Origin of the sequence: Aquimarina sp. MMG016 (assembly GCF_018100805.1) — a bacterium.
Classification (GTDB): Bacteria; Bacteroidota; Bacteroidia; order Flavobacteriales; family Flavobacteriaceae; genus Aquimarina.
Genome location: NZ_JAGJEA010000018.1, coordinates 60,822 through 81,771 on the forward strand (window position 1 = coordinate 60,822; position 20,950 = coordinate 81,771).

At 32.9% G+C, this 20,950-nt stretch carries 15 protein-coding genes; 12 read left to right on the top strand and 3 right to left on the bottom strand.

What is annotated here, in order from left to right; genetic code table 11:
- The first annotated feature begins 2 nt into the window (after positions 1 to 2).
- The 8 genes from J8M14_RS21995 to J8M14_RS22030 all read left to right on the top strand — a co-directional run bounded on the left by J8M14_RS21995 (position 3) and on the right by J8M14_RS22030 (position 11,844).
- Complete coding sequence (locus tag J8M14_RS21995; RefSeq protein ID WP_211076990.1) at positions 3 to 1,424, top strand: amidohydrolase family protein; 1,422 nt, start codon at positions 3 to 5, stop codon at positions 1,422 to 1,424.
- Positions 1,425 to 1,437: 13 nt separating this feature from the next.
- The gene (locus J8M14_RS22000) at positions 1,438 to 2,799 is read left to right on the top strand and encodes an amidohydrolase family protein (RefSeq protein WP_211076991.1); all 1,362 of its coding nucleotides are present in this window, start codon (positions 1,438 to 1,440) and stop codon (positions 2,797 to 2,799) included.
- A 13-nt stretch (positions 2,800 to 2,812) separates the two neighbouring features.
- A complete protein-coding gene (locus tag J8M14_RS22005; protein ID WP_211076992.1) occupies positions 2,813 to 3,277 on the top strand; it encodes a DUF3291 domain-containing protein in 465 nt (154 codons plus the stop codon).
- Positions 3,278 to 3,297: 20 nt separating this feature from the next.
- Positions 3,298 to 4,308 carry a pirin family protein gene (locus J8M14_RS22010; protein WP_211076993.1) on the top strand — a complete coding sequence of 337 codons (1,011 nt, stop codon included), beginning with the start codon at positions 3,298 to 3,300 and terminating at the stop codon, positions 4,306 to 4,308.
- A gap of 239 nt (positions 4,309 to 4,547) precedes the next feature.
- Entirely contained in the window at positions 4,548 to 6,614 is a 2,067-nt protein-coding gene (locus J8M14_RS22015) for a transporter substrate-binding domain-containing protein (protein WP_211076994.1), read from the top strand.
- 106 nt (positions 6,615 to 6,720) lie between these two features.
- Complete coding sequence (locus J8M14_RS22020) at positions 6,721 to 8,793, top strand: transporter substrate-binding domain-containing protein (protein ID WP_211076995.1); 2,073 nt, start codon at positions 6,721 to 6,723, stop codon at positions 8,791 to 8,793.
- A 154-nt stretch (positions 8,794 to 8,947) separates the two neighbouring features.
- Positions 8,948 to 11,014 (top strand): transporter substrate-binding domain-containing protein, encoded by a 2,067-nt coding sequence (locus J8M14_RS22025; protein ID WP_211076996.1) that lies wholly within the window; start codon positions 8,948 to 8,950, stop codon positions 11,012 to 11,014.
- A gap of 5 nt (positions 11,015 to 11,019) precedes the next feature.
- Positions 11,020 to 11,844: a DUF1853 family protein gene (locus J8M14_RS22030; RefSeq protein WP_211076997.1), complete on the top strand. Its 825-nt coding sequence runs from the start codon at positions 11,020 to 11,022 to the stop codon at positions 11,842 to 11,844.
- 1 nt (position 11,845) lies between these two features.
- Here J8M14_RS22030 and J8M14_RS22035 read toward each other — a convergent pair whose 3' ends face one another.
- Positions 11,846 to 13,309 (bottom strand): sigma 54-interacting transcriptional regulator, encoded by a 1,464-nt coding sequence (locus J8M14_RS22035; RefSeq protein ID WP_211076998.1) that lies wholly within the window; start codon positions 13,307 to 13,309, stop codon positions 11,846 to 11,848.
- A gap of 10 nt (positions 13,310 to 13,319) precedes the next feature.
- Positions 13,320 to 14,450: a VWA domain-containing protein gene (locus tag J8M14_RS22040; protein WP_211076999.1), complete on the bottom strand. Its 1,131-nt coding sequence runs from the start codon at positions 14,448 to 14,450 to the stop codon at positions 13,320 to 13,322.
- Positions 14,451 to 14,802: 352 nt separating this feature from the next.
- On the opposite strand from J8M14_RS22040, the gene J8M14_RS22045 reads away from it, so the two are divergent.
- A complete protein-coding gene (locus J8M14_RS22045) occupies positions 14,803 to 15,957 on the top strand; it encodes a serine hydrolase (protein ID WP_211077000.1) in 1,155 nt (384 codons plus the stop codon).
- A gap of 269 nt (positions 15,958 to 16,226) precedes the next feature.
- The gene (locus J8M14_RS22050) at positions 16,227 to 16,586 is read left to right on the top strand and encodes a hypothetical protein (protein ID WP_211077001.1); all 360 of its coding nucleotides are present in this window, start codon (positions 16,227 to 16,229) and stop codon (positions 16,584 to 16,586) included.
- Between the two features lie 5 nt (positions 16,587 to 16,591).
- Here J8M14_RS22050 and J8M14_RS22055 read toward each other — a convergent pair whose 3' ends face one another.
- A complete protein-coding gene (locus tag J8M14_RS22055; RefSeq protein WP_211077002.1) occupies positions 16,592 to 16,831 on the bottom strand; it encodes a hypothetical protein in 240 nt (79 codons plus the stop codon).
- Positions 16,832 to 16,941: 110 nt separating this feature from the next.
- On the opposite strand from J8M14_RS22055, the gene J8M14_RS22060 reads away from it, so the two are divergent.
- Positions 16,942 to 17,715: an MBL fold metallo-hydrolase gene (locus J8M14_RS22060; protein WP_211077003.1), complete on the top strand. Its 774-nt coding sequence runs from the start codon at positions 16,942 to 16,944 to the stop codon at positions 17,713 to 17,715.
- A 19-nt stretch (positions 17,716 to 17,734) separates the two neighbouring features.
- A complete protein-coding gene (locus tag J8M14_RS22065) occupies positions 17,735 to 20,938 on the top strand; it encodes a hypothetical protein (protein ID WP_211077004.1) in 3,204 nt (1,067 codons plus the stop codon).
- The last annotated feature ends 12 nt before the right edge of the window (positions 20,939 to 20,950 follow it).

Below are 20,950 nucleotides of genomic sequence, written 5' to 3' on the forward strand. Positions count from 1 at the left end.
CTATGAAAAAAGTATTTGTGCTTTTATTGATATTAATAACTATAAGTTGTTCTAAGAAGGAAAAAGAACAATACGATATAGTTATTTCTGATGTCAACCTGATTGATATAGAAGACGGAAGTATAGCAACAAAAACTGTCTTTACACGTCAAGGAAAGATCGTAAAAATAGTTTCAGTGGATAGTTCAGAGAATTATTTTTTTAAAGAAAAAATTGATGGAAAAGATAAATTTATGCTTCCCGGATTTTGGGATAACCACATTCACCTTAGAGGCGGAGATTCTTTAATTAATGAAAATAGAAATCTATTACCTTTATTTATTGCTAATGGGATTACAACCGTACGTGATGCCGGTGGTGACCTAACCACTTCTGTTTTACAATGGAAAAAAGAAATTAAAAATAATACTTTGATTGGTCCTACCATTTATACATCAGGACCAAAATTGGATGGAGCTAATGCAACTTGGGCAGGATCTATAGTAGTTGAATCTAAAGGTGATGTCATCAAAGCTTTAGATTCTTTACAAAAGATCCCTTCGGATTTTGTAAAAATCTATGATAGTCGAATTTCTAGAGATAACTATTTAGAAATTCTAAAACAAGCTTCACGACGAGGAATAATTTCCTCCGGACATATGCCTTTTACAATAGAACTCAATGAAGCGGTTGATTCTGGAATTGGAGCCATCGAACATCTCTATTATATCTTGAAAGGTTGTTCTGCAAATGAAAAAGAAATCACACAGGCTATTATTAATAAAAAAGTAGGATTTTGGAGTGCTATGGATGGCCTGATAGCTACGTATAATGATACTACTGCACAGAAAACTTTTAAATCTTTAATTGATCACAACACCTACGTTGTTCCTACATTGCATATTGGTAATGTGCTTAGTTATCTTGATGAAGTAGATCATACTAATGACCCATACCTGAAAATCATAGGAAAAGGAATTATCAAAACATACCAAGGACGTATCAAAAGAGCTCTTAACGCTTCTGATGAAGCTAAGAAATCCAGAAAAGAACTTAATACTTTTTTTAAAGGATTGACAAAATCTTTACACGATTCGGGAGTTGGATTATTAGCTGGTTCTGATAGTGGAGCTTATAATTCCTATACGTATTCAGGGATTTCACTTCATCAGGAATTAGAAAGCTTAGTAGATGTAGGATTAACTACTTTAGAAACATTGCAAACTTCTGCTTATAATGGATCAAAATATTTAAATAAAGACTCCTTATCTGGAACTATTGATATTGGTAAAGTTTCTGATTTGGTGATCTTACATAGTAATCCACTTGAAGATATTAAAAATACACGTAATATATATCGTGTCATTAAGGGAAATCAAATATATGACCCCCAGGAAATTGCTAAGCAATATGATTGTTTGGAGTGCTTTACTTTCGAAAATTAAAAACACAACCAAAATGAAGAAATATCTTTTTATACTCTTTATTGTATCCTTGGTTGCTTGTGCTCAGCAACAAAAACAGATTAGTAAAACTGCTACACTTATTATGGATGTTTCCATTATTAATGTGAAAAATGGTTCGCTTTCTGAAAACCAGCAAATAGTTATTGATTCAGGAAAAATACAAAGTATCTCATCTACCATAGAAAACCAAGAAAGATATACTACCAGAATAGATGGCAGTGGCAAATATGTTATTCCTGGTTTGGCAGAAATGCACGCCCATATTCCACAACCATCAACAAGTAAGGCACGTATTGAAGAAGTATTATTTTTATACCTATCCAATGGTATTACTACCATTAGAGGGATGCTTGGTCACTCATCACACCTGGAGTTAAGAGAGAAGGCTACAAATAATGAAATTATCAGCCCTAGAATATTCACTTCTAGTCCATCTCTAAACGGTAATTCGGTTACAAATAAAGAACAAGCTATTACCAAAGTAACTCAATATCAAAAAGACGGATATGATTTCTTAAAAATACATCCAGGAATTAAACTGGACGTATTTGATCAAGTAGTAAAAACTGCAAATGAGGTAGGTATTGGATTTTCAGGACACGTTCCGGTTGATGTAGGTATACGACATGCTCTTAAAAGTAAATACGAATCTATAGATCATATAGATGGTTTCCTTGAAGGTCTTGTCTCAGAGTCAGAAAATGTAAACCCTAATGATAATGGTTTCTTTGGCTATAACTTTACTCCATTAGCAGATACTTCTAAAATAGATGAATTAGTTCAGCTAGCAGATCAAAACAAAGTTTGGATAGTACCTACCCAAAGTTTATTTGAAAGATGGTTTGCTCCCGTTTCATCAGAAGAACTACTAAAAGCTCCGGAAATGAAGTACATGCCTGGTTCTACATTACAAAACTGGAAACAAAGAAAAGATCAATATCCGGTTGAAGAAGCGCAATGGAATCAATTTAATACTATTAGAAGGCAATTGTTAAAAAAATTGCAGGATAATGGAGGTAGAATTTTACTTGGGTCTGATGCCCCACAACTATTCAACGTTCCTGGGTTTTCCATACATCACGAAATTGATGGAATGATCAAAGCAGGATTAACTCCGCTTCAGGTTATCCAATCAGGAACTATAAATCCAGCAATCTTTTTGGATAAAGAAAATACCTTTGGGCAAATCAAAGAAGGCCTTGACGCAGATATTGTAATCCTGGATACCAATCCTCTGGAAGACATCAAGGCTTTACAACAAGTTTCCGGAGTAATGGTTAGAGGAAAATGGCTTCCTAAAGAAATGATAGATAAAAAATTAAGTGAAGTAGCTAAAAACGCTACTAACAAATAAATATTAAATCAATATGCACTTAGCTCAAGTTAACATCGCCGAAATGATTGCTCCCATAAATGATCCGATTATGGCTGACTTTGTAAATAACCTGGATCGTATCAACGCTTTAGCAGAAGAAAGTAATGGTTTTGTTTGGAGACTAAAGGGAGATGAAGGTAATGCCACCGCAATCAGAGTATTTGAATATGATTTTTTGATTATCAATATGTCTGTTTGGGAAAATATTGATACTTTATTTGATTTTACTTATAAAACGGCACATGTTGAAATATTAAAACGTAAAAAGGAGTGGTTCCATAATATGAAAAAAATGCATATGGCATTTTGGTACGTAGAAAAAGACCATCATCCTACTCCGGAAGAAGCTAAAGAAAGATTACAATATATTAGGGATTATGGAGAAACCCCATATGCTTTTACTTTTAAAAGCAGGTTTACTACAGATGAATTAAAAGCATATCAAAAAGAAAATTAAACCCACTTAAAAAAAATACTATGTCAGCTATCATTAAAATCAAACAATTAGGTTTTCCATGGGAAACTAGTGATCCATTTCTATTCTGTGCTTATCACGAAGATAAATATCCTAAAGGTAATGGTAAACTAGGTCCTGATGCTTCTCTTGAAGGGCGAAATATCGGTCAGGACTTTACCCTAAAAGATGGTTGGCGCATGTATCATGGTACAAGAATACCGGGATTCCCTGCGCATCCACATCGAGGATTCGAAACCGTTACTATTGCTCAGAAAGGATTAGTTGATCATTCAGATTCTTTGGGAGCTGCAGGACGTTTTGGCAACGGAGATGTACAATGGATGACAGCCGGTAAAGGAATTCAGCATTCAGAAATGTTTCCTCTATTGAATACTGAAACAAAAAACCCACTTTTGTTATTTCAGATATGGTTAAATCTTCCAAGAGCTAATAAAATGGTTGAGCCACACTTTAAAATGCTTTGGAATGAAGAAATACCCGTAGTGACCACAAAAGACAAAGAAGGTAATACTACGGAAATAACTTTAATTGCAGGAAATATGGAAAATAAGGTAGCTCCAGCTCCTGCTCCGGATTCTTGGGCCGTAAATCCAGATAACGAAATTGCTATATGGACGATAAAAATGGAACCAAATGCAGAATACACGTTTCCAAAAACTTCGGAAGGTATAAATAGATCTTTGTATTTTTTTAAGGGAAATGAAATTACCAGCGAAGAATATACAATTCCTGCTAACCATGAGATTATCGTCAAACCTAATGAAGAACATACTATAAAAAATGGTAGTACCGAAGCTCATTTTCTTATGCTTCAGGGTAAACCCATCGGTGAACCTGTAGTAAAACATGGCCCCTTTGTAATGAATAGTCAGATTGAAATTAGAGAAGCCATACTAGAATACCAACAGACAGAATTTGGAGGGTGGCCTTGGCCTAGTCACGATCATGTACACGATACATCTAAAAATAGATTTGCATTGTATCCGGATGGAACAGAGATAAATAAATAATGACTAAATCTAACAATAAGCATTCATTAAATACAGTACCTATTGAAAAGATTTTTTATCTAAAACCACAATCAAAATAATGGTTGAAATTTCCCTTTATAAACATCTAAAAGAATCTACAAAAGAACTTATATTTTCATGTCCACATATTATTATATTTAAAATCTGTTTTCTAAAATTGTTAAAATTATAGTACATTTATTAAAAATGCGTCTGCATTTTTAGTAAAAAAACTTGTAATGCGCATAAAATTACTCTACTTATTATTACAAATTACAGTTCTTATCTTTCTGACATCTTGTTCTAACAAAAATGTACTAAATGATTCTCAAAAAGAATGGTTACAGCAGCAAGATCAAATAAAAGTTGCTGTATTTCCATACTACCCTCCTTATCAACTTCTTAACGAAAAAGGAGAAGTTGATGGTGTTTTTGCGGAGTACTTAGAGCTTATTGAAGAAAAAATAGGGTATACATTTCAGAAAAACTATTATGATACCTGGCCCGATCTAATGGATGCTGTAGAAAAAGAGGAGGTTGATATTATTATAGAGATGCATCCAAGTACGATTAGAGAATCCTACCTAAATTTTTATGCCCAATTATTCCAGACACCATATGCAATCGTTACACGTAAAGATAATTTTTCAGGAACAGAAATAAAAAATTATTATGATAGTACAGTAGTGCTTCCAAAGGATTATGCTATTAGTGATATTCTGAAAGAGAAACATCCAAAACTCAATCTAGTATCTGATAAAAATGATCTTATCTGTCTCCAAAAATTAAATTCTGGCGCTTATGACGCATATATCGGCCCCAAAGCTGTAATTCATTATTTGATAAAGACCAAAAACCTAAACAACCTAAAAATAGTTGGAGAAACAGAATTTAACTATAAATCCGGTATTGCGGTTTTTAAAAAAAACACTGTTCTAAACCACATTATAGCTAATGCAACTAAGAGTATTACAAGAGAAGAAAAACAAGTTATTTTAGATAACTGGCTTTTTAATGTGGTAACACCATTTTATCGAACTGCAAAATTTTGGGTTTTTGTTTCAAGTATAATTGTAGTAATATTAATAAGTATATTGTTGATCAATGCTTATCTAAAGATAAAAATAAAACAAAGAACCAGAGAGCTAAAAATTGCTAAAGAAAATGCAGAAGAAAGTGATCGTTTAAAAACTAATTTCATTAGAAATATATCTCATGAAATCCGTACACCAATGAATGGTATCATTGGTTTTTCAGAATCTCTAAACAATCCGGATTTAACAACGAATGAGAGAAAAGAATATACTCGTATTATTGTAAATAGCGGTAAACAATTAATGAGTATTATAGAAGATATCCTGGAAATTTCTAAGCTACGTTCTAAACAAATATTAATTACTGTTGAAAAGACAAATCTTATTATTTTATTCCAAACATTATTGTCAGTTTTTAAGATAAAAGCTGAAGAAAAAAATATTGATTTGTATTTTGAAAATGGATTACCGGATGATCAAAAATTGATTCTGATCGATAAATCAAAACTTACCAAAATTTTAAGTAATCTAATTGATAATGCCATAAAATTTACTAACCAAGGTTATGTTAAAGTAACACATAAAATCAAAGATAAACTTTTACTAATTACTATTGAAGACACCGGAATAGGAATAAACCCCAAAGATCAGGAAGCTATATTTGCTAGTTTTTCACAATCAGAACTGGAAATAGCCAAAAATTATGGAGGATTAGGATTAGGATTAACTATTGCGAAAGAGAATGTGGCTTTGATAGGAGGTCATATTTCTTTTGAATCTGAAATAGATAAAGGCACTATATTCACAGTAACTGTCCCTTATAATCCAATTCAATCCGAAACAATAAAAACATCTATAGAAGCTCCTTTTTCTGAAGAGTCAAAAAAACATATCATTTTAATAGCTGAAGATGGAGAAGTTAATTTTTTATTCCTAAAAATGATCCTAATCAAAATGACGAATTATGATTTTGTAATTCATCGTGCAAAAAATGGAAAAGAAGCTGTAGAAATATGCCAGGACAATCAAGATATAGATTTGATATTAATGGATATTAAAATGCCTGTAATGGATGGTTATGATGCCACTGCAAAAATAAAAAAAATAAGGCCTACGCTACCTATCATTGCACAGACCGCCTATTCTACTGAGGAAGATATTCAAAAAGCTTTAGCTGCCGGTTGTGATGATTTTGTTTCTAAACCTGTTGATTCTAATATTTTAAAACCTCTATTGGTAAAATATTTTTCTATTTTAAGAAGCTTTAAATAAATAATACTTAAAAAAATATTCCTTAAATTTAATCTCCTAAACTATAGTAATTGGATATTCAGGCTGTTTTGTAGCCACTTTAACTAATATTGAAGGTTTTAAGTAAATGTCTATAAGAACAGTATTTTTTTTTCTATTATCAATCATACTGTTAACTCCACTAATTATTTCTTGTAAAAAAGATTCTGTCCTCAAAGATTCAGAATTAGAATGGCTTAAGAAGAATCATACCATAACCATTGCCATATTTCCTTATTACCCTCCTTATCAGTTTATTGATAATTACAAGAGCATCGAGGGAGTTTATATTGAATACATTGACCTTATTGAGAAAAAGATAGGACATAAGTTTAAAAAAAGGTACTATGCTGACTGGCCGGAACTAATGGAAGATGTTAGAGCTCATAAGATTGATATCGTAATGCAGATACAATCCACACCAGATCGCAATTCTTATTTAAATTTCTATGCTGAACTATTTGAGTCTCAACATGTAATTGCCATAAGAAAAGATGAAACATATCACAGTATAAATGATTTAAGTACTAAAAACATTGCTGTTCCTGAAGATTATGCCATATTCGAAAACTTAAAACGAAAGTATCCAAACTTCAATTTTATTGAAGATAAAAATGATTTAACATGCCTACAAAAATTAAATTCAGGACAGTATGATGCATATATAGGCCCAAAAGCAGTAGTGAACTATCTTATAAGAACTAAAAACCTGAGCAACTTAAAAATAGCTTCAGAAACTAAACTATCTTATAAACCGGGGATTGCTGTGGATAAAAATAATAAGACACTAAATAATATTATTCTTAAAGCTGTTAATGGCATTTCTGAAAGTGAAAAACAAAAAATTCTGGACAACTGGCTCTTTGTTAAAACCAAACCTTTTTATAGAAAAACTAATTTCTGGATTTACTTCATTATTCCCATACTATCTGTACTATTCATTGTTCTTAGTGTAACTTTTTACTTAAGACATAAAGTAGAACATAGGACAAAAGAATTAAGATTGGCCAAAGAATTAGCAGAAAAAGATCATAAGCTAAAATCTGCATTTATCAATAATGTATCTTATGAAATCCGTACCCCTATGAATGGGATCATGGGATTTTCTTCATTGCTTAATGATACCGAAATAACAAAGAAAGAAAGAAAAAAGTATACTGATCTTATTGTAAATAGCTGCAGACAACTTATTAAAAGTGTAGATAATATTCTGGAGATTTCTAAACTTAGAACAGGTCAGGTAGAACTACACCCGGAAAAGACGGATCTTCATGAGGTTATGAATACTGTTTTTTCAATTTTTGAAATAAAAGCAAAGGAAAAAGATATCTCCCTAATCTTAAACAACAACATCAAAAAAGACCAACGTTTTATACTTATTGACCAAGCCAAGCTTATTAAAGTGATCAATAGCTTGGTTGAAAATGCTCTTAAATACACTGAAAAAGGAGCTATATTAATCTCCTGTACCGCACAAAACACATTGATTATTTCTGTTAGAGATTCTGGTAAGGGTATCAAGTTTAGAGATCAAAAAACGATATTCAAAAGCCTTTCGCAATCCACCAAACAGATATCAGAAAAATATGGAGGGTTAGGTTTAGGGTTAACCATAGCAAAAGAAAATACTCAACTAATGGGAGGTGAAATTTCATTTTCTTCTATTCCTAATAAAGGAACAACCTTTAGAATATCATTACCGTACTACCCTACTGATTCGAACATATCAGAATCAGAAGAAAGTGAAACAATACTCAACCCCGAAGCAAGACATTATGAAATTTTAATTGCAGAAGATGGTGAGGTTAATTTTTTGTTCCTAAAAACAATTTTATTAAAAATGCCCGAATATGATTTCAATATACATCGAGCTAAAAATGGTATGGAAGCCGTAGATTTTTGTACTAATACAAATAAGATTGACTTGGTATTTATGGATATAAAAATGCCCGAGATGAATGGATATGATGCTACCAAAAGGATTAAAGTAATTAATGGTCAACTTCCTGTTATAGCTCAAACCGCATATTCTACCAAGGAAGATATACAAAATGCTTTTGCAGCGGGATGCGATGATTTTATTTCTAAACCTGTAGAACCTAAAATATTGAAAAAGATATTAAGAAAACATTTACTTATTTCTAATGGAGCAAATTATTGATAACGTTTTGAATATAAAAACATAATTAATATAGTTATTATATCTCTTAATACCATTTAGAAAATTACACTCCTTATTTTTTTTGAAAGTGTTACTATTAGTAGTACCTTTATTCGAGGTAGTAAGAAAAGTGAGAGATTTTTAGAACCAAATTATGCCAAGAAGAATATTATATACTTTTCTGTTATCTACTATTTTCTTATGTTTCCTCTCTTGCTCTAGTCCAGAGACGCTTAATGATATCGAAAAGAAGTGGTTAGATGACAACAAGGAAATTTCAGTTGCTGTTTTTCCCTACTACGCACCGTATCAATTTATAAATGAAAATAATCAAATTGATGGTATTCTTATTGATCATCTTAATGCCATAGAAGCTAAAATTGGTTATAAATTTCAACGAATATTATATACTAACTGGGAAAAGTTACTGAAAGACGCAAGAAGTGGTGAAATTGATATCATTTTAGAAATACAACAGACCTCTAATCGCGATAATTACCTTCGTTTTTATGCTCAGTTGTTTGAATCCAAGCATACTATTGTTACACGAGATGATGTTTCTTATGGTTCTAAACTAAAAGATTTTGAAGGTAAGGTGGTTACAGTACCTAAAGGCTATGCTATTGATGAAATTCTCAAAGAAAATGAAAAAAACATCACCATAGTCACAGAAATAGATGACTTAGCTTGTTTAAAGGCGGTAAGTGAAGGTAAGTATGATGCATATATAGGTCCGAAAGCCGTTACCAACTTCTTAATAAAAACAGAAAACCTTAATAATCTTAAGATTATTTCTGAAACTCAATATAGTTATGCTCCAAGTTTAGCTGTTCAAAAAAATAATGTGATTCTCAATCAAATCATTACTAAAGCTACCAATAGTATCACTGATAATGAAAAAGAGATCATTTTCGAAAACTGGTTATATCAGGAAATAGTACCTTTTTATAAAAAAATAAGTTTTTGGATAACTCTTACCATTGTCATTTTATCGCTGACCATAGTTATTATACTCTTAAATAGGTATCTCAAATATCTTATTAAAGAAAAAACGGCTGAACTGGTTATTGCCAAAGAACATGCTGAAGAGAGTAACAGATTAAAAACTGCCTTTATTCATAACATATCTCACGAAGTACGCACACCTATGAATGGTATTATCGGTTTTTCTGAGTTATTAAATGATCCTAATTTAAGTAGAGAACAACAAACAGAATACACTGAAATCATTATGAGTAGTAGTAATCAATTAATTAGAATAATTGATGATATCATAGAGATATCAAGGCTACAAACTAACCAGGTCAAGGTAAACCCTACAGAAACCAATATTAGTGAACTGATAAGTGATATAACAAGCAGATTTGAGAAAGCTGCTAAAGAAAAAAATATTACATTACAACTTACTAATGATCTTACGAACGATCAGAGTACTATATTAATTGATAAAAATAAGGTTGATAAAATTCTTCATAACCTAATTGACAATGCTATAAAATTTACCAATGAAGGTAAAATAGAAATTTCTTGTCATCCGGAAAACGAAAAACTAAAGATTCCTATACAGGATACAGGCATTGGTATTAATAATAAAGACCAAGAGTTAATATTCAAGAATTTTTCTCAATCAGAAAAAGAAGTTACAAAAAGTTATGATGGATTGGGATTAGGATTATCAATAGCTAAAAAGAATGCTGAATTATTAGGAGGTAATATATCATTTACTTCCAAAATTGATGAAGGTTCTACTTTTACATTGACCATTCCATATTTTCCAATTATAGATCCAAATAAGGCAAACAAAAACTTAAGTTCAGAATCTACTTCTAATGAACCTATAAAGCAGGTGATTTTAATTGCAGAAGATGGGGAAGTGAATTATTTATTTCTGAAAACTGTTTTGATGAAAATGCAAGGTTATAAATTTGTAATTCATAGAGCAGAAAATGGAAAAAAAGCTGTTGATTTATGCAATGAAAACCCCGAAATTGATTTAGTATTGATGGATATCAAAATGCCAATTATGGATGGATACAGTGCCACAAAAAAGATAAAAAAGATGCGACCTGATCTTCCTGTTATTGCCCAAACTGCATATTCCACTGCAGAAGATATACAAAGAGCTTTAGAAGCAGGATGTGATGACTTTGTGGCAAAGCCTGTGGATCGAAAAATACTAAAACCAATGCTTAAAAAATATTTCTCCGTATTTTCTAAGTAGACTGTATGAGTTTAGAAAAACAGTATTTAGGTTTTCTCAAAAGCAAATCATTATGGAATGATCGAAATCTATTTGGTTTACATCAATTTAACTTTGAAGAATTATCTATCAAGGCAAAAATCCCAAATGTATTACACCTCGAAATTAGAAAGAATGAAGTCCTGGGTAAACGTGTCGAACATTTTTTTGGACACTTAATAACCTCTTCCGATAGGTTACAACTTATTGCAAATAACATTCAGGTATTCAGCGCTAAAATAACTATTGGTGAATTAGATTTTATTGTAAAAGATTTTATCGAGGAAAAAGTACTTCATATAGAATTGATTTACAAGTTTTACCTATACGACCCTGAAATAGAAGGTGAACTTGAGAGATGGATTGGCCCTAATAGAAAAGACACTTTATTACAAAAGATTGAAAAACTGAAACAAAAACAACTTCCTCTATTATATAAAGAAGAAACAAAACCTCATCTGAAAGATCTAAATCTAAACCATAAAAACATTACACAACAAGTATGTTATTTGGCAAACTTGTTCGTTCCTTTTTCTATAAAAGAAAATATATTACCGCATATAAACAATAATTGCATAGTTGGATACTGGATAAAAGTTAATGACTTTACCCCAGAGAAGTATAATGCTTCTCTTTTTTATCTTCCTGAAAAAAAAGATTGGCTGGTGCAGCCTGAATATGGTGAATCCTGGCACTCTTATGAGACTATTCTTCAACAAATGCATACTCAACTAGAGCAAAAAAAATCTCCATTGCTTTGGATGAAAAACAATGGAGATATCTATTCTAGGTTATTTGTGGTTTGGTGGTAACTTATAAACCACTTATATAACTACCATAAAGATCGTTAAAATGAAAACCTTCTGTTAGTCTATGTTTACTAAGCTTCTTGTATTCTACTAATCCCCACAATAAAAATTCCTTCAGAAAATATGAATCCTCTTTAATCAAATCAGGTTGATATTGTCTAATTAAATCATTCAATGGACCAATAGAATCCAGCTTTTTCTTATAATCTGTATCAGGAATATCGTCTAATAACTCAAAGCCGCTTTGCTCAAAAAACCAATCAATCAAATCCTGATATGGACTTTGGTAATTTTCTTTTTCCAGTTTTTCTATTTTAGGAAAATACGTTGGAAATATTGTTTTGATCGAATCAGCTATCAGAGAATTTGCTACAGAAGCTGCCCCTTCCTGCTCTCCTTCATATACTAATTCTACTTTACCGGTGATAGCAGGAATCACACCTACAAAATCACTCAATCGTAACAAAGTGCTCTTGTCACCGCTTCGTAATGCACGATATTCTGCCGTACTTAATAAATTTTCATAGGCCGTGATACTCATCCTGGCACTCACTCCACTCTTATGATCTATAAATTCACTTTCTCTTGCCTGAAAACTTATCTGCTCTAGTAAATCCTTGGCTAAATCCGGCACATATACCAAATCACTTTGTCTAGAATCAAGTTTTGCTTCTTGTTGTGTGATCGTTTTAGCAATCTCAATAGTTTCTGGATAATGAGTAAGAATCTGTGAGCCTATTCTATCCTTAAGCGGAGTAACTATGCTTCCTCTATTCGTATAATCCTCCGGATTGGCAGTAAATACAAACTGAATATCTAATGGTAACCTTAATTTAAAACCTCTAATTTGTATATCACCTTCTTGTAAAATATTAAACAACGCCACCTGAATGCGAGCTTGTAAATCTGGCAATTCATTAATGACAAATATACTACGATTAGCTCTTGGAATCATCCCGAAATGGATCACTCTATCGTCGGCATAACTCAATTTTAGATTTGCTGCTTTAATAGGGTCAACATCTCCTATAATATCAGCAACGGTTACATCGGGAGTTGCCAGTTTTTCGGCAAAACGCTCTGATCTATGTAACCAGCTAATTGGAGTATCATCTCCTTTTTCTTCAATAAGGGTAACTGCATATCTAGATATAGGATTAAAAGGATCATCGTTAATTTCTGAACCCTCCACCACAGGAATCCACTCGTCCAAAAGATTAATCATTTGCCTTGCCAAACGTGTTTTAGCTTGCCCCCGAAGCCCCAGAAGGTTAATATTATGACGAGATAGAATTGCTCTTTCTAACTCCGGTATTACAGTGTTTTCATAGCCATGAATCCCGGTAAAAGTTTCTTCGCCATTACTAATTTTTGATCTTAAATTATCCCGAAGCTCATCTTTTATAGTTTTAGAACTATATCCTGCTTCTTTTAATTGACCAAGGGTTTTAATATTTTCTATTTTCATATATTATTTTTTATCCTCTAACTCTTTTTTTTCTGTTGGTTTCGTAATCTTCAAAAATCATTTCACCTAAACCTTTTAAGCCGGTATAAAATGCTTTTCCCTGATTAGCATAGGTAAACTCTCTTACGAACTGCATCAAGTATGGATCTTGTGCAATCATAAACGTTGTAATGGGTATATGAAGTTTTCTGGCCTGCTGTGCCATCATATAACATTTATTGACAATATGGCGATCCAATCCATTACTGTTTTTATAATACTGACCATCCGGCATTCTCAGACAACTGGGTTTTCCATCAGTAATCATAAAAATTTGCTTATTGGTATTTCGCTTTCTTCGAAGCATATCCATAGCCAGCTGTAGGCCGGCTACTGTATTGGTATGATATGGCCCCACCTGCAAGTACGGCAAGTCTTTAATAGCTATTGGCCAGGCATCATTACCAAAAACTAATATATCTAATGTATCCTTGGGATATCGTGTAGTAATCAATTCTGCCAGTGCCATAGCCACTTTTTTTGCAGGAGTGATTCGATCCTCGCCATACAAAATCATACTGTGACTAATATCAATCATCAATACGGTGCTCATCTGAGCTTTATATTGCGTCTCCTCTACCACCAGATCATCTTCAGTGAGATTAAGATCCCCGATACCATGGTTGATCTGAGCATTCTTAAGGCTTTCTGTAATCGATATTCGTTCTAATGAATCTCCGTATTGATAATTTCGGAATTCACCCGAGTGCTCATCTCCCCTACCAATATAATTGGTCCTGTGATTACCGGCGCCGCTGCGTTTTAGTTTACCAAAAATCTGATCCAACGCACGTTTTCTGATCGCTTGTTCGGTTTTGGCAGTAATAGACATACCTCCTTTACCATCAGGCTTAATCTCCTCTCTGATATATCCTTTTTTCTTTAGATCTTCTACAAAATCATCCAGCGTATAGTTCTCATCAGTAAGATTATATTCTTTATCCAGCTCTTTCATCCAATCCAAAGCTTCATCAAGATCGCCCGATGTATGCGTAATGACTTCTTGAAAAATATCAAAAAGTTTATCAAAAGGAGATTGTTCAGGAGCTTTGTAAACTTTAAACGCAAAGCCCTTTTTGAATAATTTCTTTTTCTCTTTCATATGTTAAAGTTAGTACATTTTATAAAAGATAGGAACTGAACATTCCTATAAGAAATCAGAATTAACATTTGTTTTGGATAATTATGTGGTAAAAAAGCGGATACGATGAAATATGTACATAAATCACGAACATTTATTATATTTGAGACAACACCTTACAAATACATTAATTCGTCTTATCATAAAATCAGCAGGTAATGAATTTGCTTATACTAATGCCGGGATAATGCTGTAGGTATCATTACTATACTTTTTACTGTGGAAAATATGGTAAACCATCCAAAAACATATTTCAGGATTGAAAAAGACACATACTATAAAATCGGTAAAAAGTTATATCAAAAATATTTTTATGAGATATCATTTTTCTCTCTTAACGATAATTGTGCTCTTATTTTCATGTTCTAAAAGATCTCCTTTGGAAACCGTTTTGGCATCAGATACCGAGCATATCAAAAAAGTAATGTCTGCCCCTGAAGGATATGAAGTACAAATTTTATATTCCCAGATCAATCGCGATAAGAAAGGAGCACTTAGTTTTGTAGACTATGAGTTCAATGTCAATGATAGTATCTACTTCTACCCTGCTAGCACCGTAAAATTTCCTGTAGCATTAATTGCTTTGGAAAAATTAAAAGAACTACAAGAAAAAGGTGTCGATATTAATCGCGGTTCTATTTTTAAAACAGAACTTGATACACTCTATACCTCTATAGAAAAAGAAAACCTTAAAATTTTTGCGGTAAGCAGTAATAAAGCGTATAATCGTTTATTCGAGCTCCTTGGTCAGGACTATATAAATCAAAAATTAATATCCAAAAATCTAAAAGGACGAATTTCGCATCGGCTTTCTGCACACTATTCTCATAATCCAAAAACTCAGTCCATTACATTTTTTAAAGAAAATACTCACGATAGTAGCACTGTGTATACTCAAGAAAGTATAGAAAACTCACCTCAATCCAGGTTATTATTGCATAAAATATTAAAAGGAAAAGGATTTATTTACAATGATAGTTTGATGCAAAAACCAAAAGATTTTTCGGAAAAAAATTATCTACCTCTGACTTCGCTTCATGAAACTATGAAACGTATCCAGTTTCCGGAGTTATATCAAGAAAAAGAACGATTTCATATCACCTCAGCAGATAGAGCTTCTGTCCTGGTCGCTATGAAAACCTTGCCCTCAGTAGCAGGTTATGACAAAAAAACATATTATGACTCTTATGGCAAATTTTTTATATATGGTGATACCAAAAAGGATATTCCGGAATATATGAATATCTATAACAAGGTTGGATATGCTTATGGATATCTAACCGATTGTGCCTATATACAGGATACCAAAAATCAAATAGAGTTTATTCTTTCTGCTACTATACACGTCAACAAAAACGGTACTTATAATGATGATCATTACGAATATGATGATATTGGCATCCCATTTTTAGCAGAGTTAGGAAGACAAATCTATGAATTGGAGAAAAAACGCAAAAAATCAAAATAACTGTTCTGTTTATTCATTTTTAAGAATTTCGCAACAAATACAAAAAAAACGATGCTATTTCTTATATTTTTTAAGAACCTTCACTCTTTTTTAACAAAACAATACCATAAAAAGAATGTGGATAGCGTAATTTTGTATTACCCTTAGTCAAGATTAGGTTTAAAAACCAGCATTAAACAGTGAATATAATTATGATTACAATTTTTAGAAATTAGTAATTACATATTATTACAGTGTACCATAGTATGTAATTCATAAATCCCCAAAATATGAAAAGTTATATACTATGCACGCTAATATTCTTTAGTTCTCTGCTTTATTCTAACACTATTTGTACAGCGAATTTTTCAGCACACAATACTAAAACAATTCAGAACGGTGACCGCAAACTCTCTGAAGAAGAAGTAAAACGTCGTGGATTTGATCATCTGGTTACAGAAATTGTGGAGAACCTAGATGAAATCAATCTGCGAAAAATGGCAAGGTCCGCAATCTTTGAAACATCATATGGATTCAGATGGAAAATGGTTAACCTCGCTACTGGTAGCGTAATTATTATTAAAGTAGATAAAGACTTTAACCTAATTTCTGCCAGAAAAAGTAACGGTTCTAAAGTTATGAACCCTTAGGTTTACTATAGATCAGACAGCATAGCTTTTACGCTTTCGTATTCTTCTTCATACTCCCAATACACAATTCGATCATAAGCGTATTTGGTTAGAATAAACTTTTCACTGACAGATAGAATTCTATCTACTGCAATTAGTTTCTTAGCTGCTTTTGCAACTTCTACATTTTCGGTAATTTCTTTATTTCTAGCATCAAATCCATGAAGGATGATATGATTTTTTACCGTCAGCTCTATAAATTTCATAATTTGTGTTTTTTACTTCAAATGTACCGGATTTTACCTTAACACCCCTTTAAGACTTTAGAGTTATCAATTTGTTAACTTTATGCACCTTTATAAATCATCAATTAAGAATGTTAAAAAAGCTCTTACTTTTAGTTCTAGTTAACATCAGCATTTCAGGAGTTTCTCAAGAAAATATAACACTCACGTATACAGGAAATATGGGAGTATATCTTTCTGATGGAGACTCTTCAGTTTTAATTGATGGTTTACATACCAAATATGGAGATGATTATCTTTTTCCTACCAAAAAATTAATAAATAGAATCCATGCAGAATTACAACCCAATTTGATTTTATTTACTCACCGTCACGGTGATCATTTCAGTATTCAATTATCTAAAGATTATTTAATATCTAATAAAAAAGCATTTCTTTTTGGAGCTCATCAGATTACCAAAAACTTTGATGACTTTAAGAATAGAATCTTTACTATTGCAACAAAGGATTATAAAAAACAAACCACTACTCAAGGAAACATAAAAATTACTGGTTTAAAAATAAACCACGCCGGAAAAAGGCACATTAACATAGAAAATGTAGGTTACATTATAACATTAAGTAAAAGGCGAATACTTCACGTTGGTGACACAAACTGGATGAGAGAAATCAATTTATTCGATCAGTTGCAATTACAAAACGAAAATATTAATATCGCTGTTCTCCCCTATTGGATGCTTATGGATGATAATGCAGAAGCTTTAATTAAAAAGCACATTAACCCCAAGCAAATAGTTGCAACTCATATTTCTCCTAGAATAAAGGAAAAAGAATTACAATCTTTAAAAAACCGCTATCCGGCGGTTCATTTTTTAACAAAGCTCGAAGAACAAATACAACTATAAATCACTCACACAATACACAATGAAAAAATATATTTTTCTACTATTTTTAAGTATTACTACTATAATTTCTGCTCAGGAATTCTCTATGGATCTTATTAAAGATCTTACACCACGTAATATTGGACCGGGAGGAATGAGTGGCCGTGTAACATCAATTGATGTTGTCACTGCCAATCCTGATATCATATATGTGGGAACCGCTTCAGGAGGATTATGGAAATCTACTTCTGGTGGAATTAAATGGCATCCTATTTTTGATAAAGAAGTTACAGCTTCTATTGGTGCAGTGGCGATCCAACAATCTAATCCTTCCGTAATCTGGGTGGGAACGGGAGAAGGAAACCCCAGAAATAGCCTTAATGGAGGGTATGGTATATATAAATCCCTGGATGGTGGAAAAAACTGGAAATTAATGGGACTAGAAAAAACCCGTCATATCCATAGAGTCATCATTGATCCTACTAATCCTAACATTGTTTATGTTGCTGCTATTGGTTCTCCATGGGGAGAGCATCCAGAACGAGGAATTTTTAAAACAACTGATGGTGGAAAAACGTGGAATAAGATATTATTTACCAACAATAAAACCGGGGCTGCAGATTTGATTATGGATCCTACTAACCCTAATAAATTAATTGCGGCAATGTGGGAACATAAAAGAGACCCTTGGTTCTTTAAATCTGGTGGTAAAGGTTCCGGACTCTATGTAACTCATGATGGTGGAAAAATTTGGGAAGAACGTACAGATAAAGATGGATTACCAAAAGGAGACTTAGGTAGAATTGGTATTGCCATTGCACATAACAAACCTAATATTATATATGCCTTAGTCGAAGCTAAAAAAAATGCATTATACAAATCTATTGATGGCGGTTTTACATGGAAAAAAATAAATGATAAAAATGATATCGGTAATCGTCCTTTTTATTATTCTGAAATTTATGTAGACCCGCAGAACGAGAATAGAGTATATTCTATCTTCACCTATGTAAATGTTTCTGAAGATGGCGGAAAGAATTTCACACAATTAATGCCAGCTTACGGAGTAGATAATGGTGTACATCCAGATCATCACGCGTGGTGGATCCACCCTGAAGACGGTAATTTTATGATCGATGGTAATGATGGAGGGCTTAATATTACTAAAGACGGTGGAAAAACCTGGCGTTTTATTGGTAACCTACCCGTAGCGCAGTTTTATCATATTAATGTAGATAATGAATATCCGTACAATGTATATGGAGGTATGCAGGATAATGGTAGCTGGCGTGGACCAGCCTATGTATGGAAAGCGCAAGGAATCAGAAACTCATATTGGCAGGAGATTTCTTTTGGTGATGGTTTTGATGTAGTACCCGATAAAGATGATTCGCAGTATGGATGGTCCATGAGTCAGCAGGGATATGTAAGTCGTTATGATTGGATGACCGGCAATAATTATACTGTAAGACCAACACATCCTGACCCTAAAGTAAAACTTCGTTTTAACTGGAACGCAGCAATCAATATTGATCCTTTTGACAATAACACGCTGTACTTCGGAAGTCAATTTGTGCATAAAAGCACCGATAAAGGATTAACCTGGGAGATTATTTCTGAAGATCTAACCACCAATGATCCGGAAAAATTAAAGCAGTCAGAAAGCGGTGGCCTCACTATGGATGCTACCGGAGCTGAAAATCACTGCACAATTTTGGTTATTGAACCTTCTCCATTAGAACAAAATATGCTTTGGGCAAGTACAGACGATGGTCAAGTACATATTACTCAAAACGGAGGCACCAACTGGACAAATGTGTCAAAAAATATAAAAGAACTCCCTACAGGAAGTTGGATTGTACAAATCAAGGCCTCTAATAAAAACAAAGGAGAAGCACTCCTGGTAGCCAATGACTATCGAAGATTCAACTATACTCCTTATGTGTTTAGAACTACAGATTATGGTAAAACCTGGAACCGTATTGTAGATGGTAATGATGTTAAAAGCTATGTGCTATCTATTGTAGAAGACCCAATAGAAAAAAACCTGTTGTTTCTGGGCACAGATGATGGGTTATATATTTCATTAAATGCTGGAGGAAGTTGGATAAAATGGACTAAGGGCTTCCCCACCGTTTCTGTTAAGGATTTGGTGATACAACCCCGAGAACACGACCTGGTGATCGGAACCTTTGGTAGGGCAGCTTGGGTATTAGATGATATAAGGCCATTGCGCGCCCTGGCAAAAAATAAAAATATCCTAAGTCAAAAACTACAAGTTTTTGATCCTCCAATAGCATATCTGGCGGCATATCAACAACCTACAGGAAGTCGTTTTGGTGGCGATGCTTTATACAATGGCGAGAATCGTGACTATGGGGCACTAATCTCTTATTATTTGCAGATAGAAGAAAAGAAAGAAGAAACACCAAAAGATGAATCTGAAGAAAATGGTGAAGATGATGAAAAAGAGGAAGCAAAAGTAAAGTGGGATTCAATTCATCTCAAAGTGTATCAAGGAGACAAATTGATAAGAACCCTAAAACAAAAGACACCAGATTCTACAGGGTTTCATAAAATGAAATGGTTCCTAAACGAAAAAGGGGCAGATAGACCTGCTAGAAAAATCGAGAAACAAGATAAAGAACCGGGCGGTGTCACCGTGAAACCAGGAACATATAAATTAGTCATTACATACGGTGATCATACTTCAGAAACTTCGATTCAAGTAAAAAGTGACCCTAGGTTGCAGGTTTCCCAACAAAACATCAATGAAACCTATGATGCGTCAAAAAAAATAGAACGCATGCAACAAACTGCCGCAGATGCTGTAAAACAATTGGTAGAAAGTAAAGAAGTTGCGACTAAATATCAGAAAGAGCTTAAAAAATTAGATAAGAAAAAGTTCAAAGATCAGATCAAAAACTCTAAAAACATTACCAAAAAAATTGATAGTGTTGTTGCTTTATATATTGGTAAAGAAGATAAACGACAAGGTATCACTCGCAACCCGGAAGTAAATGTGATACAACGCTTAGATATTGCGAACCGATATGTAAGCAGCCGTCAAGAAGGATTGACCAAGACAGAAAACACTCTGATCCAGCAAGCTAAAGATGCATTACAAGATGCATTAAGTAAGACTAATGAATTCTTTACTAAAGATTGGAATCCTTATCGGGAAGAAATCGAGAAACTAGAGACCTCTCCATTTAAAGAAACCAAACAATTCCACCTGAAGTAATAGTAGTATCAT

Coding starts and splice junctions, on each gene's coding strand:
- J8M14_RS21995 (WP_211076990.1), top strand. CDS start 3: ATGAAAAAAGTATTTGTGCTTTTATTGATATTAATAACTATAAGTTGT.
- J8M14_RS22000 (WP_211076991.1), top strand. CDS start 1,438: ATGAAGAAATATCTTTTTATACTCTTTATTGTATCCTTGGTTGCTTGT.
- J8M14_RS22005 (WP_211076992.1), top strand. CDS start 2,813: ATGCACTTAGCTCAAGTTAACATCGCCGAAATGATTGCTCCCATAAAT.
- J8M14_RS22010 (WP_211076993.1), top strand. CDS start 3,298: ATGTCAGCTATCATTAAAATCAAACAATTAGGTTTTCCATGGGAAACT.
- J8M14_RS22015 (WP_211076994.1), top strand. CDS start 4,548: ATGCGCATAAAATTACTCTACTTATTATTACAAATTACAGTTCTTATC.
- J8M14_RS22020 (WP_211076995.1), top strand. CDS start 6,721: ATGTCTATAAGAACAGTATTTTTTTTTCTATTATCAATCATACTGTTA.
- J8M14_RS22025 (WP_211076996.1), top strand. CDS start 8,948: ATGCCAAGAAGAATATTATATACTTTTCTGTTATCTACTATTTTCTTA.
- J8M14_RS22030 (WP_211076997.1), top strand. CDS start 11,020: ATGAGTTTAGAAAAACAGTATTTAGGTTTTCTCAAAAGCAAATCATTA.
- J8M14_RS22035 (WP_211076998.1), bottom strand. CDS start 13,309: ATGAAAATAGAAAATATTAAAACCCTTGGTCAATTAAAAGAAGCAGGA.
- J8M14_RS22040 (WP_211076999.1), bottom strand. CDS start 14,450: ATGAAAGAGAAAAAGAAATTATTCAAAAAGGGCTTTGCGTTTAAAGTT.
- J8M14_RS22045 (WP_211077000.1), top strand. CDS start 14,803: ATGAGATATCATTTTTCTCTCTTAACGATAATTGTGCTCTTATTTTCA.
- J8M14_RS22050 (WP_211077001.1), top strand. CDS start 16,227: ATGAAAAGTTATATACTATGCACGCTAATATTCTTTAGTTCTCTGCTT.
- J8M14_RS22055 (WP_211077002.1), bottom strand. CDS start 16,831: ATGAAATTTATAGAGCTGACGGTAAAAAATCATATCATCCTTCATGGA.
- J8M14_RS22060 (WP_211077003.1), top strand. CDS start 16,942: ATGTTAAAAAAGCTCTTACTTTTAGTTCTAGTTAACATCAGCATTTCA.
- J8M14_RS22065 (WP_211077004.1), top strand. CDS start 17,735: ATGAAAAAATATATTTTTCTACTATTTTTAAGTATTACTACTATAATT.